Below are 21090 nucleotides of genomic sequence, written 5' to 3'. Positions count from 1 at the left end.
GACGACGAAACAGGGGTGCTTCGTGGCGCGGCCGGCAGATGTTCCGGGCAGCGCGGCGAGGCTGAGAAAGACCCTTCGCACCCGATCCGGGTAATACCGGCGAGGGAAGTTTCTGATCCCGCCGGGCCGCGCTGGCCGCCATCCCACATGGTCAGCGCCCGAGTCCCGCCCGGCCGGCCTTTGCTGCCGGTTTCGTCCTTTTGGGTACGCGCTTTGCGCGTTACGGAAGGAATGATGGCCGCACAATCTTCAGTCTTTTGCAGGGCTTCCGCCCCGATGTCGCGTGCGTTCGCAGGCGGCGCGTGCGCGTCGACGTTCGTCGCGCGCGACCGCGCGGAGGGCGCGCGATGAACGTCCGGGATGCACGACCCGATTTCGCGGTGCTCGGCGGTGGCCTCGTCGGCCGCCTGATCGCGTGGCGGCTCGCGGGCGACGGGCATCGCGTCGCGCTCTACGAGGGCGGCGGCCCGGACGGCGAGCAGTCGGCCGCGTGGGTCGCGGCCGCGATGCTCGCGCCGCTCGCGGAAGCGGCCAGCGCGGAACTGCTGATCACCGAGCTCGGCGTCGCGTCGCTCGCGCGCTGGCCGCAGTGGCTCGCGGAATTGCCCGAACCCGTTTTTTTCCAGCAGCACGGCACGCTCGTCGTCTGGCATCACGCGGACCGCGCGGAGGCGCCGCTGTTCGAGCGGCGCGTGCGCGCGAACGCGCCGGCCGAGCTCTTCGAGGGCGGCTTCGTGACGCTCGCCGGCGCGCAGGTCGACGCGGCCGAACCCGCGCTCGCGGGCCGCTTCGCGCGCGGGCTGATGCTGCCGCGCGAAGGGCAGCTCGACAATCGCCAAGCGCTGCATGCGCTTGCGGTGGGCCTCGCCGAACGCGGTGTCGCGTTGCACTGGCACGCGCCGGTCGACGACGCGAACCTGCCGGCCGCGCATTTCACGATCGATTGCCGCGGGCTCGGCGCGAAATCCGCGCTGCCCGCGCTGCGCGGCATCCGCGGCGAAGTCGCGCGCGTGCATGCGCCCGGCATCGGGCTCACCCGGCCCGTGCGGTTGCTGCATCCGCGCTACCCGCTGTACATCGCCCCGAAACAGGACGATCTCTATGTGATCGGCGCGACCGAGGTGGAGGGCGAGGACATGTCGCCCGTCAGCGTGCGCTCCGCGCTTGAACTGCTGAGCGCGGCGTTCTCCGTGCATCCGGCGTTCGGCGAGGCGCGCATCCTCGAACTCAACGCGCAGTGCCGGCCGACGCTGCCCGATCATCGCCCGGCGGTGATCTGGGACGGCGCGTCGACGCTCGCCGTCAACGGCCTGTACCGGCACGGCTTCATGATCGTGCCGGAAGTCGCGCAGGCGGCCGTCGTGTTCGCGCAGGCCGCGCTCGGCGGCAAGCTCGGCGACGCCGACGCGTTCGCCGCGTGGCGCGACGCCGCCCGTTGGCCGACGCTGCTTCATCACCGCAACGACGCGCGCCAGCCGGCCTGACGCGCGCCGCCGACCGAATCCGACCCAGCCTCATGGATATCCAGATCAATCAACAGACCCTGACGTTGCCCGACGGCGCGACCGTGGCCGACGCGCTGGCCGCGTACGGCGCGCGTCCGCCGTACGCGGTCGCGCTGAACGGCAACTTCGTCGCGCGCACGCAGCATGCGGCGCGCGCGCTCGCGGCGGGCGACCGGCTCGACGTCGTGCACCCCGTCGCGGGCGGCTGAGCGCCGCCGGTTCGTCCCCGCTCTTCCAGGAAAACGACATGACGTCCCACCCCTCCGCCGACGCGCTGACGCTGTACGGCGAAACTTTCGCAAGCCGCGTGCTGCTCGGCACGTCGCGCTATCCGTCGCTGCAGTCGCTGTCCGATTCGATCGACGCGTCGCGCCCCGGGATGGTGACGGTCGCGCTGCGCCGGCAGATGACGGGCGGCACGGCCGAAGCCGGCTTCTTCGACCTGCTCAAGCGCCACGCGGTGCCGCTGCTGCCGAATACGGCCGGTTGCCAGACCGTCGCCGAAGCCGTGACGACCGCGCACATGGCGCGCGAGGTTTTCGACACCGACTGGATCAAGCTCGAACTGATCGGCGACGACTACACGCTGCAGCCCGACCCGGTCGGGTTGATCGAAGCCGCCGCGCAACTGGTCAAGGACGGCTTCAAGGTGCTGCCGTACTGCACCGAGGATCTCGTGATCGGCCGGCGCCTGCTCGACGTCGGCTGCGAGGCGCTGATGCCGTGGGGCGCGCCGATCGGCACCGGCAAGGGCGTCGTGAATCCGTACGGCCTGCGCGTGCTGCGCGAACGGCTGCCGGACGTGCCGCTGATCGTCGATGCGGGGCTTGGCGTGCCGTCGCACGCGTGCCAGGTGATGGAGTGGGGCTTCGACGGCGTGCTGCTGAATACCGCGGTGTCGCAGGCCACGCACCCGGAAATCATGGCAAGGGCGTTTGCGCAGGGCGTCGAGGCCGGCCGCGCCGCGTATCTCGCCGGCCCGATGGACGCGCGCGACACCGCGCATGCGAGCACCCCGGTGGTCGGGATGCCGTTCTGGCACCAGGACGGAGGCGGCGCGTGAGCGCGGCGCGCTTCGCCGATGCGTTCTGGCCGCCGGCCGACGAGCTGGCCGAAGCGGCCGAGCGGATTCGCGCGCGGCTCGGCGACTGGCCGGCCGGCGCGGCGCCGTGGCGGCTCTGCGTGGCGGTGCCCGACGTGCCGGCCGACGGCGACGTGCTGATCGTGTCGGCCGGTGATCGTGCCGCGCAGGCGCGCGCATCGGCCGTGTCGCGGCCTGCGTCGCTCGATGCGGTGGCGATCGAATTCGACGAGCAGGGTGCCGTGCTGCATGCGGCGGACGGGCGTTACGCGCTCGACGCCGCGCATCCGCTCGCGGACGACTGGATCGCGGCGCTCGCCGCGTTCCTCGATTGCGGCTTCGCGCCGGTCGACGCACTGGTGCTCGCGCTGGCGTGGCGCGACGGCGACGAGACGCGCGCCGCCGACGCATGGCCGGTGGATGCCGCGCGATTCCCGCGGGTGGCCGGGCTGCCGCCTGCGCCGGAACCGGCGTTCGCGCCGTGCCCCGCGCGGCTCGGCCTCTATCCGGTCGTGCCGAGCGCCGAATGGGTCGAGCGCGTGCTCGACGGTGGCGCGCGCACCGTCCAATTGCGTGTGAAAGAGGCGACGCCGGACGCGTTGCGCCGGGAAATCGCGCGTGCGGTCGCGGCGGGGCGTCGTTATCCCGATGCGCGCGTGTTCATCAACGATCACTGGGAGATCGCCGCAGAAGCAGGCGCGTACGGCGTACATCTCGGTCAGGAAGACCTCGAAACGGCCGATCTGGCCGCGATCGCGCGCGCGGGCCTGCGGCTCGGACTTTCGAGTCACGGCTATTACGAGATGTTGCGGGCGCTGCACGAGCGGCCGAGCTACCTCGCGCTCGGCCCCGTGTACGCGACCGCCACCAAGGCCGTTGCCGCGCCGCCACAGGGGCTCGCGCGGATTGCCCGCTACGCGCGCTTCGCCGGCGCGAGCGCGCCGCTCGTCGCGATCGGCGGGGTGGGGCTCGACACGCTGCCGGCGGTGCTGGCGACGGGCGTCGGCAGCGTCGCGGTGGTCAGCGCGGTCACGGGTGCGGCCGACTATCGGACGGCGCTTATTGCACTGCAGCAGTGCTTTACCGGACAATTTGACAATCATTGACCGCAGGGCCCGGAACGGCGTCACGACATCATTCCAATGCAGGCCCTATAATTCGGCGTTCTGCGTAAAAGGACTGTCAGCTCCGTGAGCCCCACTCCTACCGAGACCCTGCTGGAACTTCGCGACGTCGACTTTGGCTACGGCGACCGCCTCGTCCTGTCCAACCTGAACCTGCGCTTCGGGCGCGGGCAGGTCGTCGCGGTCATGGGCGGCTCGGGTTGCGGCAAGACCACCGTGCTGCGTCTGATCGGCGGCCTCGTGCGTGCGCGTCGCGGCCAGGTGCTGTTCGACGGCGCCGATGTCGGCGCGCAAACGCGCGACGGCCTGTACGCGCTGCGCCGCAAGATGGGCATGCTGTTCCAGTTCGGCGCGCTGTTCACCGACATGTCGGTGTTCGAGAACGTCGCGTTCGCGCTGCGCGAGCATACCGACCTGCCCGAAGACCTGATCCGCGACCTCGTGCTGATGAAGCTCAACGCGGTCGGGCTGCGCGGCGCGCGCGACCTGATGCCGTCCGAAGTATCGGGCGGGATGGCGCGTCGTATCGCGCTGGCGCGTGCGATCGCGCTCGATCCGCAGCTCATCATGTACGACGAACCGTTCGCGGGCCTCGATCCGATCTCGCTCGGCATCACCGCGAACCTGATCCGCACGCTGAACCAGGCGCTCGGCGCGACGTCGATCCTCGTCACGCACGACGTGCCGGAATCGTTCGCGATCGCCGACTACGTGTATTTTCTGGCCAATGGCGGCGTGCTCGCGCAGGGCACGCCCGACGAGCTGCGCGCGTCGACCGATCCGAGCGTGCGGCAGTTCATCGACGGCGCGCCGGACGGCCCGTTCAAATTTCATTACACGAGCCCGCCGCTCGCAGCGGATTTCGGGCTCGGCGGAGGGCGCGCATGATCAGCGCGATCGGACGTTACGTCATCAGCGGCCTCGAGCGCGCGGGCTACGGCACGCGCCTGTTCGTGCGCCTCGTGCTGGAATTCTTCCCGCTGCTGCGGCGGCCGCGGCTGGTCACGAAGCAGATCCACTTCCTCGGCAACTATTCGTTCGTGATCATTGCCGTGTCGGGGCTGTTCGTCGGCTTCGTGCTCGGCCTGCAGGGCTATTACACGCTGAATCGCTACGGTTCCGAGCAGGCGCTCGGGCTGCTGGTCGCGCTGTCGCTCGTGCGCGAGCTGGGGCCGGTCGTCACCGCGCTGCTGTTCGCGGGCCGCGCGGGCACGTCGCTCACGGCCGAGATCGGCCTGATGAAGGCCGGCGAGCAGCTCACCGCGCTCGAGATGATGGCGGTCGACCCGATCAAGAACGTGATCGCGCCGCGCATGTGGGCGGGCATCATCGCGATGCCGCTCCTGGCCGCGATCTTCAACGCGGTCGGCGTGCTCGGCGGTTACTTCGTCGGCGTCGTGCTGATCGGCGTCGATCCGGGCGCGTTCTGGTCGCAGATGCAGGGCGGGGTCCAGGTCTGGGCCGACGTCGGCAACGGCGTGCTGAAAAGCATCGTGTTCGGCTTCGCCGTGACCTTCATTGCGCTGTACCAGGGGTATGAAGCGAAGCCCACGCCCGAAGGCGTGTCGCGCGCGACCACCAAGACGGTCGTGTTCGCGTCGCTTGCCGTACTCGGCCTCGATTTCCTGCTGACCGCGCTGATGTTCAGCTAAGCCTCAGCCAAGCCAAATTTTGGAATGACGATGAAAAAGACTGCTCTCGACTTCTGGGTCGGCCTGTTCGTGGTGGTGGGCTTCCTTGCGGTGCTGTTCCTGGCGCTGAAGGTCGGCAACATGAGCTCGCTGTCGTTTCAGCCGACCTACTCGGTGAGGATGAAATTCGACAATATCGGCGGGCTGAAGCCGCGCGCGGCCGTGAAGAGCGCGGGCGTCGTGGTCGGCCGCGTGAAGTCGATCGGCTTCGACCCGAACACGTACCAGGCGGTCGTCACGATCGACGTCGACGGCCAGTACCCGTTCCCGAAGGATTCGTCTGCGAAGATCCTGACGTCGGGCCTGCTCGGCGAGCAATATATCGGCCTCGATCCGGGCGGCGACACCGAAATGCTGAAGTCCGGCGATACGATCACGATGACGCAGTCGGCGATCGTGCTCGAGAACCTGATCGGCCAGTTCCTGTACAGCAAGGCCGCGGATGCGGGCGGCGCGAAGCCGGCAGCGGGGGCGTCGGCCGTTCCGGCTGCGCCGGCACCGGTGGCGGTGCCGGCGTCGGCGGTGTCCGGCGCGTCCGGCTCGGCGGCTCAATAACCACACGAGAGAAGACAAGAGGGTAATGACCATGCACACGATCCGCATCAGGCACGCCGCGCTGGCGATGGCGGCAGTCGCCGCGTTGAGCGGCTGCGCGACCGTGCAGACGCCGACCAAGGGCGATCCGCTCGAAGGCTTCAACCGGTCGATGTACAAGTTCAACGACACGGTCGATACGTACGCGCTGAAGCCGGTCGCGAAGGGCTACCAGTACGTGGTGCCGCAGCCGGTGCGCGACAGCGTGACGAACTTCTTCTCGAACATCGGCGACGTCTACATCGCGGCGAACAACATCGTTCAGCTGCGGATCGCGGACGGCGTCGGCGACATCATGCGCGTCGTGATCAACACGGTGTTCGGCGTCGGCGGCCTGTTCGACGTCGCGACGATCGCGAAGCTGCCGAAGCACACGGCCGACTTCGGGATCACGATGGGCCGCTACGGCGTGCCGTCGGGCCCGTATCTCGTGCTGCCGCTGCTCGGCCCGAGCACGCTGCGCGACACGGCCGGCCTCGGCGTCGACTACGTCGGCAACCCGCTCACCTACGTGAAGCCGGACGGTTTGAGCTGGGGCCTGTTCGGCGTGAACCTGGTCAACACGCGCGCGAACCTGCTCGGCGCGGGCGACGTGCTGGATGCCGCGGCGCTCGACAAGTATTCGTTCGTGCGCAACGCGTACCTGCAGCGTCGCCAGATGCTGATCAGCAACGCGCGCGGCGAGGCCGCCGCGACGTCGAGCAACGACGCGCTGCCGAAGTACGATCTGCCGGAAGACGGCGCGGCACCGGCGGCAGCCGGCGCGGCCGGAACGGCGGGCGCGGCAGCGGTGGGCGGCGCGGCGCCGGCGCCCGCATCGGGCGCGGCGGTTGCTGCGCCGGCCTCGGGCACGGCCGAAGCGCCGAATCCGGCCAGCGAAACGAACGTGCCGGCGATGCAGGTGGCACCGCCGTCGCCGGGCGGGTTCCGGTTCCCGAGCATCCGGCTGCACTGACGGACTTACATTCGTTACAGCCGGAAACGATTCCGTCGGTAGCGTAGGCGAACTTGCGCGTAAGCTACCTGCTCCAACCTTCGCATCGACTCATTCATGCAGGCCACTATGATGAAAAAACTGTTCCTGATCCCCGTTTTCGCGGCGCTGTTCTCGTTCGGCAGCGCAGCTCACGCGCAAGTCGACCAGTCGAACCCGCAAGCGCTGATCAAGACGGCGACCCAGCAGGTGCTCGACGAAGTCAAGCAGCAGACGATCAAGCAGGGCGACACCAACCGCATCATCTCGATCGTCAACAAGGACATCCTGCCGTATACCGATTTCCGCCGCACCACGCAGCTCGCGATGGGCCGCAACTGGCGCACGGCGACGGCCGAGCAGCAGCAGCAGGTTCAGGAGCAGTTCAAGCTGCTGCTGATCCGCACGTATTCGGGTGCGCTCGCGCAGCTGAAGCCGGACCAGCAGATCCAGTACCCGCCGTTCCGCGCCGATCCGGCCGATACCGACGTCGTCGTGAAGACGGTCGCGCTGAACAACGGTCAGCCCGTCCAGATCGACTACCGTCTGTACAAGACGGCGAACGGCTGGAAGGTGTATGACCTGAACGTGCTCGGCGCATGGCTGATCCAGACGTACCAGCAGCAGTTCAACGAGAAGATCCAGCAAAGCGGCGTGGACGGCCTGATCAAGTTCCTGACGCAGCGCAACCAGGAGCTTGCCGCGGGCAAGCAGGCGTCGTGAGCGGCTTCGAAGCCGGCTCCTCGCTGACCGTCGCGAGCGCGAAGTCCGCGCTCGCGGACGGTCTTGCGCGCATCGGCGCCGGCGCGACCGCCGTCGATTGCGCGGCGCTGACGCAGTTCGACTCTTCCGCGCTCGCCGTGCTGCTCGCATGGCAACGTGCCGCCAAAGCGCGCGGCACAGCCCTCGACATCCTCAATCTCCCTCCGAAGCTCGCCAGCCTCGCGCGCGCCTACGGCGTCGACGCACTCATCGAAGGCACCGGGCGACATTGACGCTGTCCGATCGAAGCCTGCCGCGCCAGCCGGCGCGCGCACGCTTCAGGCCGCGCGCCGTCGGCGCCGGCTCCACCAGCCGGTTTGCCCTATAATCAAGCGTTTTGCGGGGCAGCCAATCGGCGTCCGGCCCCCATTTTCTTTCGCAGCAAGCACAGAATAGGCGTCGCGGCCCTTGCGTCGCGCACAGTCATGTCAGCCATAGAAATCCGTCACGTCAAGAAGCGCTACAAGTCGCTTCAGGCGCTCAAGGGCGTCAGCCTGTCGGTCGAGGAAGGCGAGTTTTTCGGTCTGCTCGGCCCCAACGGCGCAGGCAAGACCACGCTCATCAGTATCCTCGCCGGGCTCGCCCGGGCCGACGAAGGCAGCATTTCGGTGCGCGGTCACGACGTCGTCCAGGACTTCCGCAGCGCGCGCCGCGCCCTCGGTGTCGTTCCGCAGGAACTCGTTTTCGACCCGTTCTTCACCGTCCGCGAGACGCTGCGGATCCAGTCCGGCTATTTCGGGCTGCGCCGCAACGACGACTGGATCGATGAAGTGATGGCCAATCTCGATCTCACCGAGAAAGCCGACGCGAACATGCGCGCGCTGTCGGGCGGGATGAAGCGCCGCGTGCTCGTCGCGCAGGCGCTCGTGCACCGGCCGCCCGTGATCGTGCTCGACGAGCCGACCGCCGGCGTCGACGTCGAATTGCGCCAGACGCTGTGGAAATTCATCTCGCGCCTGAACCGCGAGGGTCACACGATCGTGCTGACCACCCATTACCTCGAGGAAGCCGAGTCGCTGTGCGACCGCATCGCGATGCTGCGCCGGGGCGAAGTCGTCGCGCTCGATCGCACCGACGCGCTGCTGCGCCGCTTCGCGGGCCTGCAGCTGTACCTGCGGCTCGCGACCGGCGCGCTGCCGGCCGAGCTGCGCGGGCTGGAGACCGACCCGGCCGCGCGCGCGCCGGGCGAGCATCTGCTGCGCCTCGCGAGCTACGACGAGGTCGAACGCATCCTCGCGCAATGCCGCGTGGCCGGCTGCACGTTCGACGAGATCGAGGTCCGCAAGGCCGACCTCGAGGATGTGTTCGTCCAGGTGATGAACGGGGCCGAGGTGATCGAGGGTCTGGCATGAATCAACACTCCCCACGCGAACTGCGCTCGCTGACGTCCGAGGGGACGGCCCGGCGCGTGCCGGGCAGCGGGTTTCGAACGCTGTTCTACAAGGAACTGCTGCGTTTCTGGAAGGTGTCGTTCCAGACGGTGCTCGCGCCGATCGTCACCGCGCTGCTGTATCTGACGATCTTCGGCCACGCGCTGTCGGGCCGCGTCGAGGTGTATCCGGGCGTCGAGTACGTGAGCTTTCTCGTGCCGGGCCTCGTGATGATGAGCGTGCTGCAGAACGCGTTCGCGAACAGCTCGTCGTCGCTGATCCAGTCGAAGATCACCGGCAACCTCGTGTTCATGCTGCTGCCGCCGCTGTCGTACCGCGACATCTTCGGCGCGTACGTGCTCGCGTCCGTCGTGCGCGGGCTCGCGGTCGGCACCGGCGTGTTCGTCGTGACGATCTGGTTTATCCCGATGCACTTCGCGGCGCCGCTGTTCATCATTGCGTTCGCGTTGCTCGGTTCGGCGATCCTCGGCACGCTCGGCCTCATCGCCGGGATCTGGGCCGAGAAGTTCGACCAGCTCGCCGCGTTCCAGAACTTCCTGATCATGCCGCTGACGTTCCTGTCCGGCGTGTTCTATTCGACACACTCGCTGCCGCCCGTGTGGCGCGAAGTGTCGCGTCTCAATCCGTTTTTCTACATGATCGACGGCTTCCGTTTCGGGTTCTTCGGCGCGTCCGACATCAACCCGTTCGCGAGCCTCGCGATCGTCACCGGTTTCTTCGTGCTGCTCGCGCTGATCGCGATGCGGCTGCTCGCGACCGGCTACAAACTGCGTCATTGATATCGACAGGCCGCGGCCGCCCCAGGGCGGCGCGCGCCGACAGGAGCCTTACACCATGTTGCCGACTCCCGAACAGGTCAAGCAATACATCGCCGGCGGTCTCGCCTGCACGCATCTGGAAGTCGAAGGCGACGGCCAGCATTTCTTCGCGACGATCGTGTCGGCGGCCTTCGAAGGCAAGCGGCCGATCCAGCGGCACCAGCTCGTCTATGCGGCGCTCGGCGATCGCATGAAGCAGGAAATTCACGCGCTCAGCATGAAGACGCTGACGCCCGCCGAATGGCAGAACGCATAAACGGAAATCACTGAGTGCAAGTCACCGTCAACGAGCGCGACGCCGTCCAGAGCGTCGCCACGGCACACCCGGCCGCCAACGGGGAATCGCAGGGACAGGGGATGGACAAGCTCGTGATCGAAGGCGGCAAGCGCCTGTCCGGCGAGATCGTCGTGTCGGGCGCGAAGAACGCCGCGCTGCCGATCCTGTGCGCGGGGCTGCTCAGCGCCGAGCCGGTCGAGCTCGACAACGTGCCGAACCTGAAGGACGTGCGCACCACGCTGAAGGTGCTGAACCAGATGGGCGTGAAGAGCGAGACCGACGGCTGCCGCGTGCAGCTCGACGCGTCGCGCGTCGACAACCTCGTCGCGCCGTACGAGCTCGTGAAGACGATGCGCGCGTCGATCCTCGTGCTCGGGCCGCTGCTCGCGCGCTTCGGCGAGGCGAAGGTGTCGCTGCCGGGCGGCTGCGCGATCGGCGCGCGGCCGGTCGACCAGCACATCAAGGGCCTGCAGGCGATGGGCGCGGAGATCAGCATCGAGCACGGCTTCATCGAAGCGCGCGCGAAGCGCCTGAAGGGCGCGCGCATCGTGACCGACATGATCACGGTGACGGGCACCGAAAACCTGCTGATGGCCGCGACGCTGGCCGACGGCGAGACGGTGATCGAAAACGCTGCGCGCGAGCCGGAAGTGAGCGATCTCGCACACTTGCTGGTTGCGATGGGCGCGAAAATCGACGGCATCGGCACCGACCGCCTCGTGATCCAGGGCGTCGAGCGGCTGCACGGCGCGCGTCATTCGGTGATCCCCGACCGTATCGAGGCCGGCACGTTCCTGTGCGCGGTCGCGGCGGCCGGCGGCGACGTGATGCTGACGGGCGTGCGCCCGCACATCCTCGACGCGGTGATCGACAAGCTGCGCGAAGCCGGCGTGTCGATCGAGGAAGGCGACAGCTGGCTGCGCGTGAAGATGGACCGCCGCCCGTCGGCGGTGACGATCCGCACGTCGGAATACCCGGCGTTCCCGACCGACATGCAGGCGCAGTTCATGGCCCTCAATACGGTCGCGACGGGCACCGCTCAGGTCGTCGAAACCATTTTCGAGAACCGCTTCATGCATGTGCAGGAGCTGAACCGGCTCGGCGCGAACATCACGATCGACGGCAACACGGCGCTCGTGACCGGCGTCGACAAGCTGTCGGGCGCGAACGTGATGGCGACCGACCTGCGTGCGTCGGCGAGCCTCGTGATCGCCGGGCTGCGCGCCGACGGCGAAACGCTCGTCGACCGCATCTATCACCTGGACCGCGGCTACGACCGCATGGAAGCCAAACTGACCGCCGTCGGCGCGAACGTGCGCCGCCTTTCCGGGAGCCAAGCATGACCGCGCCGCTGACCCTCGCCCTGTCGAAGGGCCGGATTTTCGAGGAAACCCTGCCGCTGCTGGCCGCCGCCGGCGTGCAGGTCACGGAGGATCCGGAAACGTCGCGCAAGCTGATCCTGCCGACGACGAATCCCGACCTGCGCGTGATCATCGTGCGCGCGAGCGACGTGCCGACCTACGTCGAATACGGCGCGGCCGACTTCGGCGTGGCCGGCAAGGACGTGCTGGTCGAGCACGGCGGCTCGGGGCTGTACCAGCCGATCGATCTGAACATTGCGCGCTGCCGGATGTCGGTGGCCGTATCGGCCGGTTTCGACTACGCGAACGCGGTGCGCCAGGGCGCGCGGCTGCGGGTCGCGACGAAATACGTCGAAACGGCACGCGAACACTTTGCCGCGAAGGGCGTGCACGTCGACCTGATCAAGCTGTACGGCTCGATGGAGCTGGCGCCGCTCGTCGGGTTGGCCGACGCGATCGTCGACCTCGTCAGCTCGGGCGGCACGCTGAAGGCGAACAATCTGGTCGAGGTCGAGGAGATCATGGCGATCTCGTCGCGCCTCGTCGTGAACCAGGCCGCGCTCAAACTGAAGCGCGCGGCGCTCAAGCCGATCCTCGACGCGTTCGAACGCGCGTCGCAGAATGGCGGTTGAGCGCATCACCGTAACGGAACTCCCATGTCCATCACCATCCGCAAGCTCGATTCGACGAACGAAGGCTTCGGTGCCGCGCTGCGCGCCGTGCTCGCGTTCGAGGCGAGCGAAGACGAAGCGATCGAGCAATCGGTCGCGAAGATCCTCGCCGACGTGAAGTCGCGCGGCGACGCCGCGGTGCTCGAGTACACGAACCGTTTCGACCGGCTGAGCGCGAACAGCGTCGCCGCGCTCGAACTGCCGCAGGACGCGCTGCAGACGGCGCTCGACGGCCTCGCGCCGAAGGCGCGCGCGGCGCTGGAAGCGGCCGCGGCGCGGGTGCGCGCGTACCACGAGAAGCAGAAGATCGAATGCGGCACGCATAGCTGGCAGTACACGGAAAGCGACGGCACGGTGCTCGGCCAGAAGGTCACGCCGCTCGACCGCGTCGGCCTGTACGTGCCGGGCGGCAAGGCCGCGTATCCGTCGTCGGTGCTGATGAACGCGATTCCCGCGCGCGTCGCGGGCGTCGGCGAGATCGTGATGGTCGTGCCGACGCCGGACGGCGTGAAGAACGACCTCGTGCTGGCGGCGGCGCTGCTCGGCGGCGTCGATCGCGTGTTCACGATCGGCGGCGCGCAGGCGGTCGGCGCGCTCGCGTACGGTACCGAGACGGTGCCGGCCGTCGACAAGATCTGCGGCCCCGGCAACGCGTATGTCGCGTCGGCGAAGCGCCGCGTGTTCGGCACGGTCGGCATCGACATGATCGCCGGGCCGTCGGAAATCCTCGTGCTGTGCGACGGGACGACCGATCCGAACTGGGTCGCGATGGACCTGTTCTCGCAGGCCGAGCACGACGAACTCGCGCAGTCGATCCTGCTGTGCCCGGACGGTGCATTCCTCGATCGCGTCGAGAAGGCGATCGGCGAACTGCTGCCGACGATGCCGCGCCAGGACGTGATCCGCGCGTCGCTCGAAGGCCGCGGCGCACTGATCAAGGTGCGCGACATGGCCGAGGCGTGCCGGATCGCGAACGACATCGCGCCGGAACACCTCGAAATCTCGGCGCTGGAGCCGCAGCAATGGGGCCAGCAGATCCGCCACGCGGGCGCGATCTTCCTCGGCCGCTACACGAGCGAGAGCCTCGGCGACTACTGCGCGGGCCCGAACCACGTGCTGCCGACGTCGCGCACCGCGCGCTTCTCGTCACCGCTCGGCGTGTACGACTTCATCAAGCGCTCGAGCCTGATCGAGGTCAGCGCGGAAGGCGCGCAGACGCTCGGCGAGATCGCATCCGAGCTCGCCTACGGCGAAGGGCTGCAGGCGCACGCACGGAGCGCCGAGTTCCGGATGAAGGGCTGACCGCGCACCGTGCGCGGAGCCGGGCGGGCGCCGAGGCGCCCGCCCGGCGGCACCCGGATCGGGCAGGAGACCAGCGCAGGGCGGCAGCCGCCGCCTTGCCGACCCATTTGACGCCGGCGCGACGCACGCCGGCTTGAGACCATGACGACGCCACAAGACATCATCCGCCGCGACGTGCTCGCGATGACCAGCTACCCGGTGCCCGACGCGAGCGGGTTCGTGAAGCTCGACGCGATGGAGAACCCGTACCCGCTGCCGGCGCCCCTCGCCGCGGCGCTCGGCGAGCGGCTCGCGCAGGTCGCGCTGAACCGCTACCCGGCGCCGCGCCCGGCCGCGCTGCTCGACAAGCTGCGCCACGCGATGCGCGTGCCGGCCGGCTGCGACGTGCTGCTCGGCAACGGTTCCGACGAAATCATCAGCATGATCTCGGTCGCGTGCGCGCAGCCGGGCGCGAAGGTGCTCGCACCGGTGCCGGGCTTCGTGATGTACGAACTCTCGGCGAAGTTCGCGCAGCTCGAATTCGTCGGCGTGCCGCTGAAGGCCGACCTGACGCTCGACGTCGACGCGATGCTCGCGGCGATCGCCGAGCACCGGCCGGCGATCGTCTATCTCGCGTACCCGAACAACCCGACCGGCACGCTGTACGACGATGCCGACGTCGAACGGATCGTCGCGGCCGCCCGGCACAGCCTGATCGTGATCGACGAGGCGTACCAGCCGTTCGCCGAGCGTTCTTGGCTGCCGCGCGCCGGCGAGTTCGACAACGTCGTCGTGATGCGCACGGTGTCGAAGCTCGGCCTCGCGGGCATCCGCCTCGGCTATCTCGTCGGCACGCCCGCGTGGCTGAACGAGTTCGACAAGGTGCGCCCGCCGTACAACATCAACGTGCTGACCCAGGCGACCGCCGATTTCCTGCTCGATCACCTCGACGTGCTCGACGCGCAGGCGGCCGAATTGCGCGCGGAACGCACCCGCCTCGCGCAGGCGGTGGCCGCGCTGCCGGGCGCGACGGTGTTCCCGAGCGCCGGCAATTTCCTGCTGGTGCGCGTGCCGGACGCGGCCGCCGTGTTCGATGCGCTGCTCACCGAGCGGGTGCTGGTCAAAAACGTGAGTAAAATGCATCCGTTACTGGCCGAATGCGTGCGGCTGACCGTCGGTTCTCCCGACGAAAACGCCCGCCTGCTGGCCGCCTTGAAACTCGCGCTGCCCGGTTGAGCCCAGGGCGCGGCGGCGCGCGACGATCAATCCCCATTTACATCAGACTCAATCAAGGAATTGCCATGCGTGTGGCGGAAGTCGTTCGCAATACCAGCGAAACGCAGATCCGTGTGAAGCTCGATCTCGACGGCACCGGCCAGCAGAAGCTGGCCACCGGCGTGCCGTTTCTCGACCATATGCTCGACCAGATCGCGCGACACGGTCTGGTCGATCTCGAGGTCGAAGCGCATGGCGACACGCATATCGACGATCACCACACGGTCGAGGATGTCGGCATCACGCTCGGTCAGGCCGTCGCGAAGGCGATCGGCGACCGCAAGGGCATCCGCCGCTACGGCCATTCGTACGTGCCGCTCGACGAGGCGCTGTCGCGCGTCGTGATCGATTTCTCCGGCCGGCCGGGCCTCGAATTCCACGTGCCGTTCACGCGCGCGCGGATCGGCACGTTCGACGTCGACCTGTCGATCGAATTCTTCCGCGGGTTCGTGAACCACGCGGGCGTCACGCTGCACATCGACAACCTGCGCGGGATCAACGCGCACCATCAGCTCGAGACGGTGTTCAAGGCCTTCGGCCGGGCGCTGCGCGCGGCGGTGGAACTCGACGAGCGGGCGGCCGGGCAGATTCCGTCGACGAAAGGCAGCCTCTAACTTCCGAACGGACGACGCCAAGGACAACCTCACGGCTTCGGCGCGGCGCGCCGGCGTGCGATGGATCTGCTCAAATCGTTCATTTCGCTGCTCGCGCTGATCAACCCGGTCGGCGCGGTGCCGTTCTTCCTGAGCCTGACGGCGCAGCAGACGGACGACGAGCGGCGTCGCACGATCCGGATCGCGTCGGTGTCGGTGTTCTGCGTGATGACGGTGACCGCGCTGCTCGGGCAGCAGATCATCAACTTCTTCGGCATTTCGGTCGGGTCGCTCGAAGTGGGCGGCGGGATCATCATGCTGCTGATGGCGATCAACATGCTGAACGCGCAGATCGGCAACACGCGATCGACGCCGGAGGAACGTCACGAAGCCGAGCTGAAGGACAACATCGCGGTCGTGCCGCTGGCGATTCCGCTGCTCACGGGCCCCGGCTCGATCAGCACGGTGATCATCTATGCGGCGAACGCGCATCACTGGTATGAACGGGCCGGACTGGTCGCGATCGGCGCGGCCCTGGCTTTTCTGTGTTTCGTCGCGATGCGGCTCGCCGAGCCGATCGCGAACTGGATCGGCCGCACCGGCATCAACATCGCCACGCGGCTGATGGGTCTGATGCTGTCGGCGCTGGCGGTGGAATTCATCGTCAATGGACTGAGGGCGCTACTGCCTGCACTGAGATGAAAACTTCGATTGCGATTGTGGATTATGGGATGGGCAACCTGCGCTCGGTCGCGCAGGCGCTCAAGAAGGCCGAACCGGCCGCCGACGTGGCGATCGTCGACACGCCGGCCGCGATTCGCGCGGCCGACCGTGTCGTGCTGCCCGGCCAGGGCGCGATGCCCGACTGCATGCGCTGTCTCGGCGAATCGGGCCTGCAGGAGGCCGTGATCGAGGCGTCGCGCACGAAGCCGCTGCTCGGCGTGTGCGTCGGCGAGCAGATGCTGTTCGACTGGAGCGCGGAAGGCGACACGAAGGGCCTCGGCCTGCTGCCCGGCAAGGTCGTGCGCTTCGCGCTCGACGGCCGCTTGCAGGACGACGGCTCGCGCTTCAAGGTGCCGCAGATGGGCTGGAACCGGGTGCGCCAGGCGCAGCCGCACCCGCTGTGGGACGGCGTGCCCGACGACGCGTATTTCTACTTCGTGCACAGCTATTACGTGAGCCCGGACAACCCGGCACACACGGTCGGCGAAACGGCGTACGGCGCCCCGTTTACGTCCGCGGTCGCGCGGGACAATCTCTTCGCGACCCAATTCCACCCCGAGAAAAGCGCGGAGGTCGGGTTGCGTCTGTATCGCAACTTCGTACACTGGAAACCGTAAACGTGGTGCGGGAGCCACAGTCGACGGCGCGCAAGCGCCTGTCGTGCGGGGCTCTCGCGCTTAAGCGCCGAAAGAGTTGTACTAAACTAGCGAGACGGCGCGGCACCGGTTTGGCCGGTACGCGCCGGATTCTTTTCTTTTTCCACGACGACACCCGATTGCTATGTTGCTGATTCCGGCCATCGACCTCAAAGACGGTCAGTGTGTGCGCCTCAAACAGGGCGATATGGACCAGGCCACGATTTTTTCCGAGGACCCGGCGGCGATGGCCCGCAAGTGGGTCGATCTCGGCGCCCGGCGGCTCCATCTCGTCGACCTGAACGGCGCATTCGCCGGCAAACCGAAGAATCTCGAGGCGATCGAAGCGATCCTCGACGAAGTCGGCGACGAAATTCCCGTCCAGCTCGGCGGCGGCATCCGCAGCCTCGAGACGATCGAGAAGTATCTCGACGCCGGCCTGTCCTACGTGATCATCGGCACCGCCGCCGTGAAGAATCCGGGCTTCCTGCAGGACGCGTGCACCGCGTTTTCCGGCAGCATCATCGTCGGGCTGGACGCGAAGGACGGCAAGGTCGCGACCGACGGCTGGAGCAAGCTGACCGGCCACGAGGTGATCGATCTCGCGAAGAAGTTCGAGGACTACGGCGTCGAATCGATCGTCTACACGGACATCGGCCGCGACGGGATGCTGCAGGGCATCAACATCGACGCGACCGTGAAACTCGCGCAGGCGGTCGGCATCCCGGTGATCGCGTCGGGCGGCCTGTCGAACCTCACGGACATCGAGAGCCTGTGCGAAGTGGAAGAGCACGGCGTCGAAGGCGTGATCTGCGGCCGGGCGATCTACTCCGGCGATCTCGATTTCGCGGCCGCGCAAAAGCGCGCGGACGAACTGAACGGCGAACTCGACAACGCGTAAGCGCGCTCGTCCCGTTCGCCGGGGCTGCCCGCAGGCGGCCCCGACCGGAAGCCTCGCGCGAGGCTTCCGCAACCGGCCGTCCCAGCGCGGCATTTGGCGCAACATCATGGCTCTAGCTAAACGCATCATCCCCTGCCTGGACGTGACTGCCGGGCGTGTCGTCAAGGGCGTCAATTTCGTCGAACTGCGCGATGCCGGCGACCCCGTCGAAATCGCCCGCCGCTACGACGACCAGGGTGCCGACGAACTGACCTTCCTCGACATCACCGCGACGTCCGACCAGCGCGACCTGATCCTGCCGATCATCGAGGCCGTGGCGTCGCAGGTGTTCATTCCGCTGACCGTCGGCGGCGGCGTGCGCGCCGTCGAGGACGTGCGGCGCCTGCTGAACGCGGGCGCGGACAAGGTCAGCATGAATTCGTCGGCGGTCGCGAACCCGCAGCTCGTGCGCGACGCGGCCGACAAGTACGGCTCGCAGTGCATCGTCGTGGCGATCGACGCGAAGCGCGTGTCGGCCGACGGCGAGACGCCGCGCTGGGAAGTGTTCACGCACGGCGGCCGCAAGAACACGGGCCTCGACGCGATCGAGTGGGCGCGCAAGATGGCCGAGCTCGGCGCGGGCGAAATCCTGCTCACGAGCATGGACCGCGACGGCACGAAGTCGGGCTTCGACCTCGCGCTCACGCGCGGCGTGTCGGACGCGGTGCCGGTGCCGGTGATCGCGTCGGGCGGCGTCGGTTCGCTGCAGCATCTGGCCGACGGCATCAAGGACGGCCGCGCCGACGCGGTGCTGGCCGCCAGCATCTTCCACTACGGCGAGCACACGGTCGGCGAGGCGAAGCGCTTCATGTCCGACCAGGGCATCCCGGTGAGACTGTGATGAATACCGAAACGAAATCCCTGCCCGCGTGGCTCGACAAGGTCCGCTGGGACGACAACGGCCTCGTACCGGTGATCGCGCAGGAAGCGTCGACGAACGACGTGCTGATGTTCGCGTGGATGAACCGCGAGGCGCTCGCGAAGACGATCGAGACGCAGCGCGCGGTCTACTATTCGCGTTCGCGCAAGCGCCTGTGGTTCAAGGGCGAGGAGTCGGGCCACGTGCAGCACGTGCACGAGGTGCGGCTCGACTGCGATGAGGACGTCGTGCTGCTGAAGGTCGAGCAGGTGTCGGGCATCGCATGCCACACCGGCCGGCATTCGTGCTTCTTCCAGAAATTCGAAGGTACGGTGGACAGCGGCGACTGGGTCGCGGTCGAGCCGGTGCTGAAAGACCCCGAACACATCTACAAATGACGCAATCGACCGAAGACACGCTGCTGCGCCTCGCGGCCGTGATCGACAGCCGCAAGGGCGGCGATCCCGATCAATCGTACGTGTCGCGCCTGTTCCACAAGGGCGACGACGCGGTACTGAAGAAGATCGGCGAAGAGGCGACGGAAGTCGTGCTGGCCGCGAAGGACGTGCGCCAGGGCGGCGCGCCGACCGCGCTGGTGGGCGAGGTGGCCGACCTGTGGTTCCACTGCCTCGTGATGCTGTCGCATTTCGACCTGAGCCCGGCCGACGTGATCGCCGAACTCGAGCGTCGCGAAGGCTTGTCGGGCATCGAGGAAAAAGCGCTGCGCAAGCGCCGCGAGCGCGAGGAAAACGGCGGGTGACACGCAGGCCCCGCCGCGGTGGCAACAGTGCGGTAAGCTGTAAGAATTGTCATCCAACGGGGGTAGCATCATGAACGATACGTCGAACCAGTTCCCGACGCCGGCGGTGTCGGGGGCAGCGGAGGCCGAACGCCTGAACGGGCTGCGTACGCTGACCCACGTGCTGTACGGCCTCTATGCGATTCACTGGCTGACGGGCGGCGTCACGGGCATCATCGCGATCATCATCAACTACGTGAAGCGCGGCGACGTAGCCGGCACGCCGTACGCCGATCACTTCGAGTGGCAGATCCGCACGTTCTGGCGTGCGCTGATCGCTTATGTGATCGGGTTCGCGCTGATGTTCGTCGCGATCGGGTTCGTCGTTATGTTTGTCACGTGGATTTGGACGCTGTACCGTATCATCAAGGGTTGGCTGTACCTGAACGACAACAAGACGCTCGATCCGCAGGCGTGGTTCTGACCGGCGCGCGGGCGTTTCGCAGGAGCAACATGAGTCACGATCCGAATTGCCTGTTCTGCAAGATCGCGGCAGGCGAGATTCCGAGCACGAAGGTGCACGAGGACGACGAATTCGTCGCGTTCCGCGACATCCGCCCGGCGGCCGACACGCACGTGCTCGTGATTCCGCGCCGGCACCTGCCGACGCTGTCGGCGGCGAGCGAGGCCGATGCGCCGATGCTCGGCCGGCTGATGCTGCTCGTCGCGCGTCTGGCCGACCAGCTCGGCGTCGCGTATACGGGGGGCGAAACCGGTTTTCGCACGGTGATCAACACGGGACCGGGCGGCGGGCAGGAGGTTTACCACCTGCACGCGCATATCCTGGCCGGCCCGCGCCCGTGGCAGCGGATGGGTTGACGCAGCGGGGCGTTTCCCCGCATCGATAGTCGAAGCCGGCGCGCCGCCGGCGATTTGCGCCGCCCCGCGGCGTGGTTGAGGAGAGGTTTCATCATGGGTGGATTGAGCATTTGGCACTGGCTGATCGTGCTGCTGATCGTCGCGCTGGTTTTCGGTACGAAGAAGCTGCGCAACATCGGCAACGACCTCGGCAGCGCCGTGAAGGGTTTCAAGGACGGCATGAAGGAAGGCGAAACGCCGGCGGATGCGCAGCAACTGCCGCGTTCGGGCGCGGTCGACGTCAACGCGAAGGAAACGACGCGTTCCGATTCGAACAAGGCGTAACGCCGGCACGCTGACAGGCATTCGCGATGCTGGATCTCGGTCTTTCGAAGATGGCGCTGATCGGCGTCGTCGCGCTCGTGGTGCTCGGCCCCGAGCGCCTGCCGCGCGTCGCGCGCACGGCAGGCGCGCTGTTCGGCCGCGCGCAGCGGTACATCAACGACGTGAAGGCCGAGGTCTCGCGCGAAATCGAACTCGACGCGCTGCGGACGATGAAGACCGATTTCGAATCGGCCGCGCGCAATGTCGAGACGACGATTCACGACAACCTGCGCGAGCACGAGAAGGAACTGAACGACACGTGGCATTCCGCGGTCGGCGGTCTTGACGGGGCTGCCGGCGACGCCGGTTCCGTCGGTTCCCCGGGTTCCGATACGCCCGCGGCGCCGTCGTGGCGCGGCAGTTCGGCCGCGCTTGCGCCGAAGCGTCGCAACTGGCGCATCAAGCAGGCGGCGACGCCTGTCTGGTACAAGCGCGCGACGACCCGCCGCACGCACGTGCAGTCGGGCGCCGCACGTGTCGCGCGCCATCAGCCGGCCAGCCTGCGCCGGCCGACGCGCTTCTTCTGAGTCGAGCGCATGCTCGCTCGTCAATCCT

The 21090-nt window shown here is 67.8% G+C and carries 28 protein-coding genes and 1 riboswitch; all 28 genes read left to right on the top strand.

Annotation, left to right across the window (positions count from 1 at the left end; translation table 11 throughout):
• The first annotated feature begins 1 nt into the window (after position 1).
• A riboswitch (TPP riboswitch) is annotated at positions 2–125 on the top strand.
• Between the two features lie 222 nt (positions 126–347).
• The 28 genes from HWX07_RS32605 to tatB all read left to right on the top strand — a co-directional run bounded on the left by HWX07_RS32605 (position 348) and on the right by tatB (position 21062).
• Complete coding sequence (locus tag HWX07_RS32605) at positions 348–1484, top strand: FAD-dependent oxidoreductase (protein WP_175879140.1); 1137 nt, start codon at positions 348–350, stop codon at positions 1482–1484.
• A 32-nt stretch (positions 1485–1516) separates the two neighbouring features.
• Positions 1517–1714 (top strand): sulfur carrier protein ThiS, encoded by a 198-nt coding sequence (gene thiS / locus HWX07_RS32600; RefSeq protein WP_006488534.1) that lies wholly within the window; start codon positions 1517–1519, stop codon positions 1712–1714.
• Positions 1715–1752: 38 nt separating this feature from the next.
• Entirely contained in the window at positions 1753–2568 is an 816-nt protein-coding gene (locus tag HWX07_RS32595) for a thiazole synthase (RefSeq protein WP_175879137.1), read from the top strand.
• Positions 2565–3692 carry a thiamine phosphate synthase gene (gene thiE, locus HWX07_RS32590; protein ID WP_175879135.1) on the top strand — a complete coding sequence of 376 codons (1128 nt, stop codon included), beginning with the start codon at positions 2565–2567 and terminating at the stop codon, positions 3690–3692. Before HWX07_RS32595 ends, thiE begins: the two co-directional genes overlap by 4 nt.
• A gap of 84 nt (positions 3693–3776) precedes the next feature.
• The gene (locus HWX07_RS32585) at positions 3777–4598 is read left to right on the top strand and encodes an ABC transporter ATP-binding protein (protein WP_006477138.1); all 822 of its coding nucleotides are present in this window, start codon (positions 3777–3779) and stop codon (positions 4596–4598) included.
• Complete coding sequence (gene mlaE / locus HWX07_RS32580) at positions 4595–5362, top strand: lipid asymmetry maintenance ABC transporter permease subunit MlaE (protein ID WP_175879134.1); 768 nt, start codon at positions 4595–4597, stop codon at positions 5360–5362. Before HWX07_RS32585 ends, mlaE begins: the two co-directional genes overlap by 4 nt.
• Before the next feature lie 24 nt (positions 5363–5386).
• A complete protein-coding gene (gene mlaD / locus HWX07_RS32575) occupies positions 5387–5956 on the top strand; it encodes an outer membrane lipid asymmetry maintenance protein MlaD (RefSeq protein ID WP_006477136.1) in 570 nt (189 codons plus the stop codon).
• 31 nt (positions 5957–5987) lie between these two features.
• Positions 5988–6950, top strand: a complete 963-nt coding sequence (locus tag HWX07_RS32570; protein ID WP_011546612.1) for a VacJ family lipoprotein — start codon at positions 5988–5990, stop codon at positions 6948–6950.
• A gap of 111 nt (positions 6951–7061) precedes the next feature.
• The gene (locus tag HWX07_RS32565; RefSeq protein WP_027809257.1) at positions 7062–7691 is read left to right on the top strand and encodes an ABC transporter substrate-binding protein; all 630 of its coding nucleotides are present in this window, start codon (positions 7062–7064) and stop codon (positions 7689–7691) included.
• Positions 7688–7963 (top strand): STAS domain-containing protein, encoded by a 276-nt coding sequence (locus HWX07_RS32560; RefSeq protein WP_006477133.1) that lies wholly within the window; start codon positions 7688–7690, stop codon positions 7961–7963. Before HWX07_RS32565 ends, HWX07_RS32560 begins: the two co-directional genes overlap by 4 nt.
• Before the next feature lie 192 nt (positions 7964–8155).
• Positions 8156–9082 (top strand): ABC transporter ATP-binding protein, encoded by a 927-nt coding sequence (locus tag HWX07_RS32555; protein ID WP_175879132.1) that lies wholly within the window; start codon positions 8156–8158, stop codon positions 9080–9082.
• Positions 9079–9900: an ABC transporter permease gene (locus HWX07_RS32550; RefSeq protein ID WP_006485346.1), complete on the top strand. Its 822-nt coding sequence runs from the start codon at positions 9079–9081 to the stop codon at positions 9898–9900. The genes HWX07_RS32555 and HWX07_RS32550 overlap by 4 nt, the downstream gene beginning before the upstream one ends.
• Before the next feature lie 55 nt (positions 9901–9955).
• Complete coding sequence (locus HWX07_RS32545; RefSeq protein ID WP_006477131.1) at positions 9956–10195, top strand: BolA family protein; 240 nt, start codon at positions 9956–9958, stop codon at positions 10193–10195.
• A gap of 14 nt (positions 10196–10209) precedes the next feature.
• Entirely contained in the window at positions 10210–11559 is a 1350-nt protein-coding gene (murA, locus tag HWX07_RS32540; RefSeq protein ID WP_175879131.1) for a UDP-N-acetylglucosamine 1-carboxyvinyltransferase, read from the top strand.
• The gene (hisG, locus tag HWX07_RS32535; protein WP_175879130.1) at positions 11556–12209 is read left to right on the top strand and encodes an ATP phosphoribosyltransferase; all 654 of its coding nucleotides are present in this window, start codon (positions 11556–11558) and stop codon (positions 12207–12209) included. Before murA ends, hisG begins: the two co-directional genes overlap by 4 nt.
• Before the next feature lie 24 nt (positions 12210–12233).
• Complete coding sequence (gene hisD, locus HWX07_RS32530; RefSeq protein ID WP_074801523.1) at positions 12234–13550, top strand: histidinol dehydrogenase; 1317 nt, start codon at positions 12234–12236, stop codon at positions 13548–13550.
• Positions 13551–13691: 141 nt separating this feature from the next.
• On the top strand, positions 13692–14765 hold the full coding sequence (gene hisC / locus HWX07_RS32525) for a histidinol-phosphate transaminase (protein ID WP_006477127.1): 1074 nt from the start codon (positions 13692–13694) through the stop codon (positions 14763–14765).
• A 65-nt stretch (positions 14766–14830) separates the two neighbouring features.
• Positions 14831–15418 carry an imidazoleglycerol-phosphate dehydratase HisB gene (hisB, locus tag HWX07_RS32520; protein WP_006477126.1) on the top strand — a complete coding sequence of 196 codons (588 nt, stop codon included), beginning with the start codon at positions 14831–14833 and terminating at the stop codon, positions 15416–15418.
• Between the two features lie 60 nt (positions 15419–15478).
• Positions 15479–16099 (top strand): YchE family NAAT transporter, encoded by a 621-nt coding sequence (locus tag HWX07_RS32515; protein ID WP_006477125.1) that lies wholly within the window; start codon positions 15479–15481, stop codon positions 16097–16099.
• On the top strand, positions 16096–16737 hold the full coding sequence (gene hisH, locus HWX07_RS32510) for an imidazole glycerol phosphate synthase subunit HisH (RefSeq protein ID WP_175879129.1): 642 nt from the start codon (positions 16096–16098) through the stop codon (positions 16735–16737). Before HWX07_RS32515 ends, hisH begins: the two co-directional genes overlap by 4 nt.
• A 163-nt stretch (positions 16738–16900) precedes the next feature.
• Entirely contained in the window at positions 16901–17656 is a 756-nt protein-coding gene (hisA, locus tag HWX07_RS32505; RefSeq protein WP_006477123.1) for a 1-(5-phosphoribosyl)-5-[(5-phosphoribosylamino)methylideneamino]imidazole-4-carboxamide isomerase, read from the top strand.
• A gap of 106 nt (positions 17657–17762) precedes the next feature.
• The gene (hisF, locus tag HWX07_RS32500) at positions 17763–18536 is read left to right on the top strand and encodes an imidazole glycerol phosphate synthase subunit HisF (RefSeq protein WP_006751800.1); all 774 of its coding nucleotides are present in this window, start codon (positions 17763–17765) and stop codon (positions 18534–18536) included.
• Positions 18536–18952: a phosphoribosyl-AMP cyclohydrolase gene (hisI, locus tag HWX07_RS32495; RefSeq protein ID WP_027783357.1), complete on the top strand. Its 417-nt coding sequence runs from the start codon at positions 18536–18538 to the stop codon at positions 18950–18952. Before hisF ends, hisI begins: the two co-directional genes overlap by 1 nt.
• The gene (locus HWX07_RS32490; RefSeq protein WP_006485344.1) at positions 18949–19314 is read left to right on the top strand and encodes a phosphoribosyl-ATP diphosphatase; all 366 of its coding nucleotides are present in this window, start codon (positions 18949–18951) and stop codon (positions 19312–19314) included. Before hisI ends, HWX07_RS32490 begins: the two co-directional genes overlap by 4 nt.
• A gap of 70 nt (positions 19315–19384) precedes the next feature.
• Entirely contained in the window at positions 19385–19777 is a 393-nt protein-coding gene (locus HWX07_RS32485) for a hypothetical protein (protein WP_006477118.1), read from the top strand.
• Positions 19778–19806: 29 nt separating this feature from the next.
• Positions 19807–20172 (top strand): histidine triad nucleotide-binding protein, encoded by a 366-nt coding sequence (locus HWX07_RS32480; RefSeq protein ID WP_011546602.1) that lies wholly within the window; start codon positions 19807–19809, stop codon positions 20170–20172.
• Positions 20173–20265: 93 nt separating this feature from the next.
• Positions 20266–20496, top strand: coding sequence for a Sec-independent protein translocase subunit TatA (gene tatA, locus HWX07_RS32475; RefSeq protein ID WP_006477115.1), 231 nt, complete (start codon positions 20266–20268; stop codon positions 20494–20496).
• Positions 20497–20522: 26 nt separating this feature from the next.
• Positions 20523–21062 (top strand): Sec-independent protein translocase protein TatB, encoded by a 540-nt coding sequence (tatB, locus tag HWX07_RS32470; RefSeq protein WP_006477114.1) that lies wholly within the window; start codon positions 20523–20525, stop codon positions 21060–21062.
• Positions 21063–21090 lie beyond the last annotated feature (28 nt).

It is taken from the genome of Burkholderia sp. BCC0097, assembly GCF_902832985.1.
In the GTDB taxonomy this organism is placed as follows: domain Bacteria; phylum Pseudomonadota; class Gammaproteobacteria; order Burkholderiales; family Burkholderiaceae; genus Burkholderia; species Burkholderia orbicola.
The sequence above is the reverse complement of the archived record's forward strand: the minus strand, read 5'-3'. Positions and strand labels throughout refer to the sequence as shown.

Excerpts from the sequence above, each read along its gene's own strand:
- HWX07_RS32605 (WP_175879140.1), top strand. The coding sequence starts at position 348 with ATGAACGTCCGGGATGCACGACCCGATTTCGCGGTGCTCGGCGGTGGC.
- thiS (WP_006488534.1), top strand. The coding sequence starts at position 1,517 with ATGGATATCCAGATCAATCAACAGACCCTGACGTTGCCCGACGGCGCG.
- HWX07_RS32595 (WP_175879137.1), top strand. The coding sequence starts at position 1,753 with ATGACGTCCCACCCCTCCGCCGACGCGCTGACGCTGTACGGCGAAACT.
- mlaE (WP_175879134.1), top strand. The coding sequence starts at position 4,595 with ATGATCAGCGCGATCGGACGTTACGTCATCAGCGGCCTCGAGCGCGCG.
- mlaD (WP_006477136.1), top strand. The coding sequence starts at position 5,387 with ATGACGATGAAAAAGACTGCTCTCGACTTCTGGGTCGGCCTGTTCGTG.
- HWX07_RS32570 (WP_011546612.1), top strand. The coding sequence starts at position 5,988 with ATGCACACGATCCGCATCAGGCACGCCGCGCTGGCGATGGCGGCAGTC.
- HWX07_RS32565 (WP_027809257.1), top strand. The coding sequence starts at position 7,062 with ATGAAAAAACTGTTCCTGATCCCCGTTTTCGCGGCGCTGTTCTCGTTC.
- HWX07_RS32555 (WP_175879132.1), top strand. The coding sequence starts at position 8,156 with ATGTCAGCCATAGAAATCCGTCACGTCAAGAAGCGCTACAAGTCGCTT.
- HWX07_RS32550 (WP_006485346.1), top strand. The coding sequence starts at position 9,079 with ATGAATCAACACTCCCCACGCGAACTGCGCTCGCTGACGTCCGAGGGG.
- HWX07_RS32545 (WP_006477131.1), top strand. The coding sequence starts at position 9,956 with ATGTTGCCGACTCCCGAACAGGTCAAGCAATACATCGCCGGCGGTCTC.
- hisG (WP_175879130.1), top strand. The coding sequence starts at position 11,556 with ATGACCGCGCCGCTGACCCTCGCCCTGTCGAAGGGCCGGATTTTCGAG.
- hisD (WP_074801523.1), top strand. The coding sequence starts at position 12,234 with ATGTCCATCACCATCCGCAAGCTCGATTCGACGAACGAAGGCTTCGGT.
- hisC (WP_006477127.1), top strand. The coding sequence starts at position 13,692 with ATGACGACGCCACAAGACATCATCCGCCGCGACGTGCTCGCGATGACC.
- hisB (WP_006477126.1), top strand. The coding sequence starts at position 14,831 with ATGCGTGTGGCGGAAGTCGTTCGCAATACCAGCGAAACGCAGATCCGT.
- HWX07_RS32515 (WP_006477125.1), top strand. The coding sequence starts at position 15,479 with ATGGATCTGCTCAAATCGTTCATTTCGCTGCTCGCGCTGATCAACCCG.
- hisH (WP_175879129.1), top strand. The coding sequence starts at position 16,096 with ATGAAAACTTCGATTGCGATTGTGGATTATGGGATGGGCAACCTGCGC.
- hisA (WP_006477123.1), top strand. The coding sequence starts at position 16,901 with ATGTTGCTGATTCCGGCCATCGACCTCAAAGACGGTCAGTGTGTGCGC.
- hisF (WP_006751800.1), top strand. The coding sequence starts at position 17,763 with ATGGCTCTAGCTAAACGCATCATCCCCTGCCTGGACGTGACTGCCGGG.
- hisI (WP_027783357.1), top strand. The coding sequence starts at position 18,536 with ATGAATACCGAAACGAAATCCCTGCCCGCGTGGCTCGACAAGGTCCGC.
- HWX07_RS32490 (WP_006485344.1), top strand. The coding sequence starts at position 18,949 with ATGACGCAATCGACCGAAGACACGCTGCTGCGCCTCGCGGCCGTGATC.
- HWX07_RS32485 (WP_006477118.1), top strand. The coding sequence starts at position 19,385 with ATGAACGATACGTCGAACCAGTTCCCGACGCCGGCGGTGTCGGGGGCA.
- HWX07_RS32480 (WP_011546602.1), top strand. The coding sequence starts at position 19,807 with ATGAGTCACGATCCGAATTGCCTGTTCTGCAAGATCGCGGCAGGCGAG.
- tatA (WP_006477115.1), top strand. The coding sequence starts at position 20,266 with ATGGGTGGATTGAGCATTTGGCACTGGCTGATCGTGCTGCTGATCGTC.
- tatB (WP_006477114.1), top strand. The coding sequence starts at position 20,523 with ATGCTGGATCTCGGTCTTTCGAAGATGGCGCTGATCGGCGTCGTCGCG.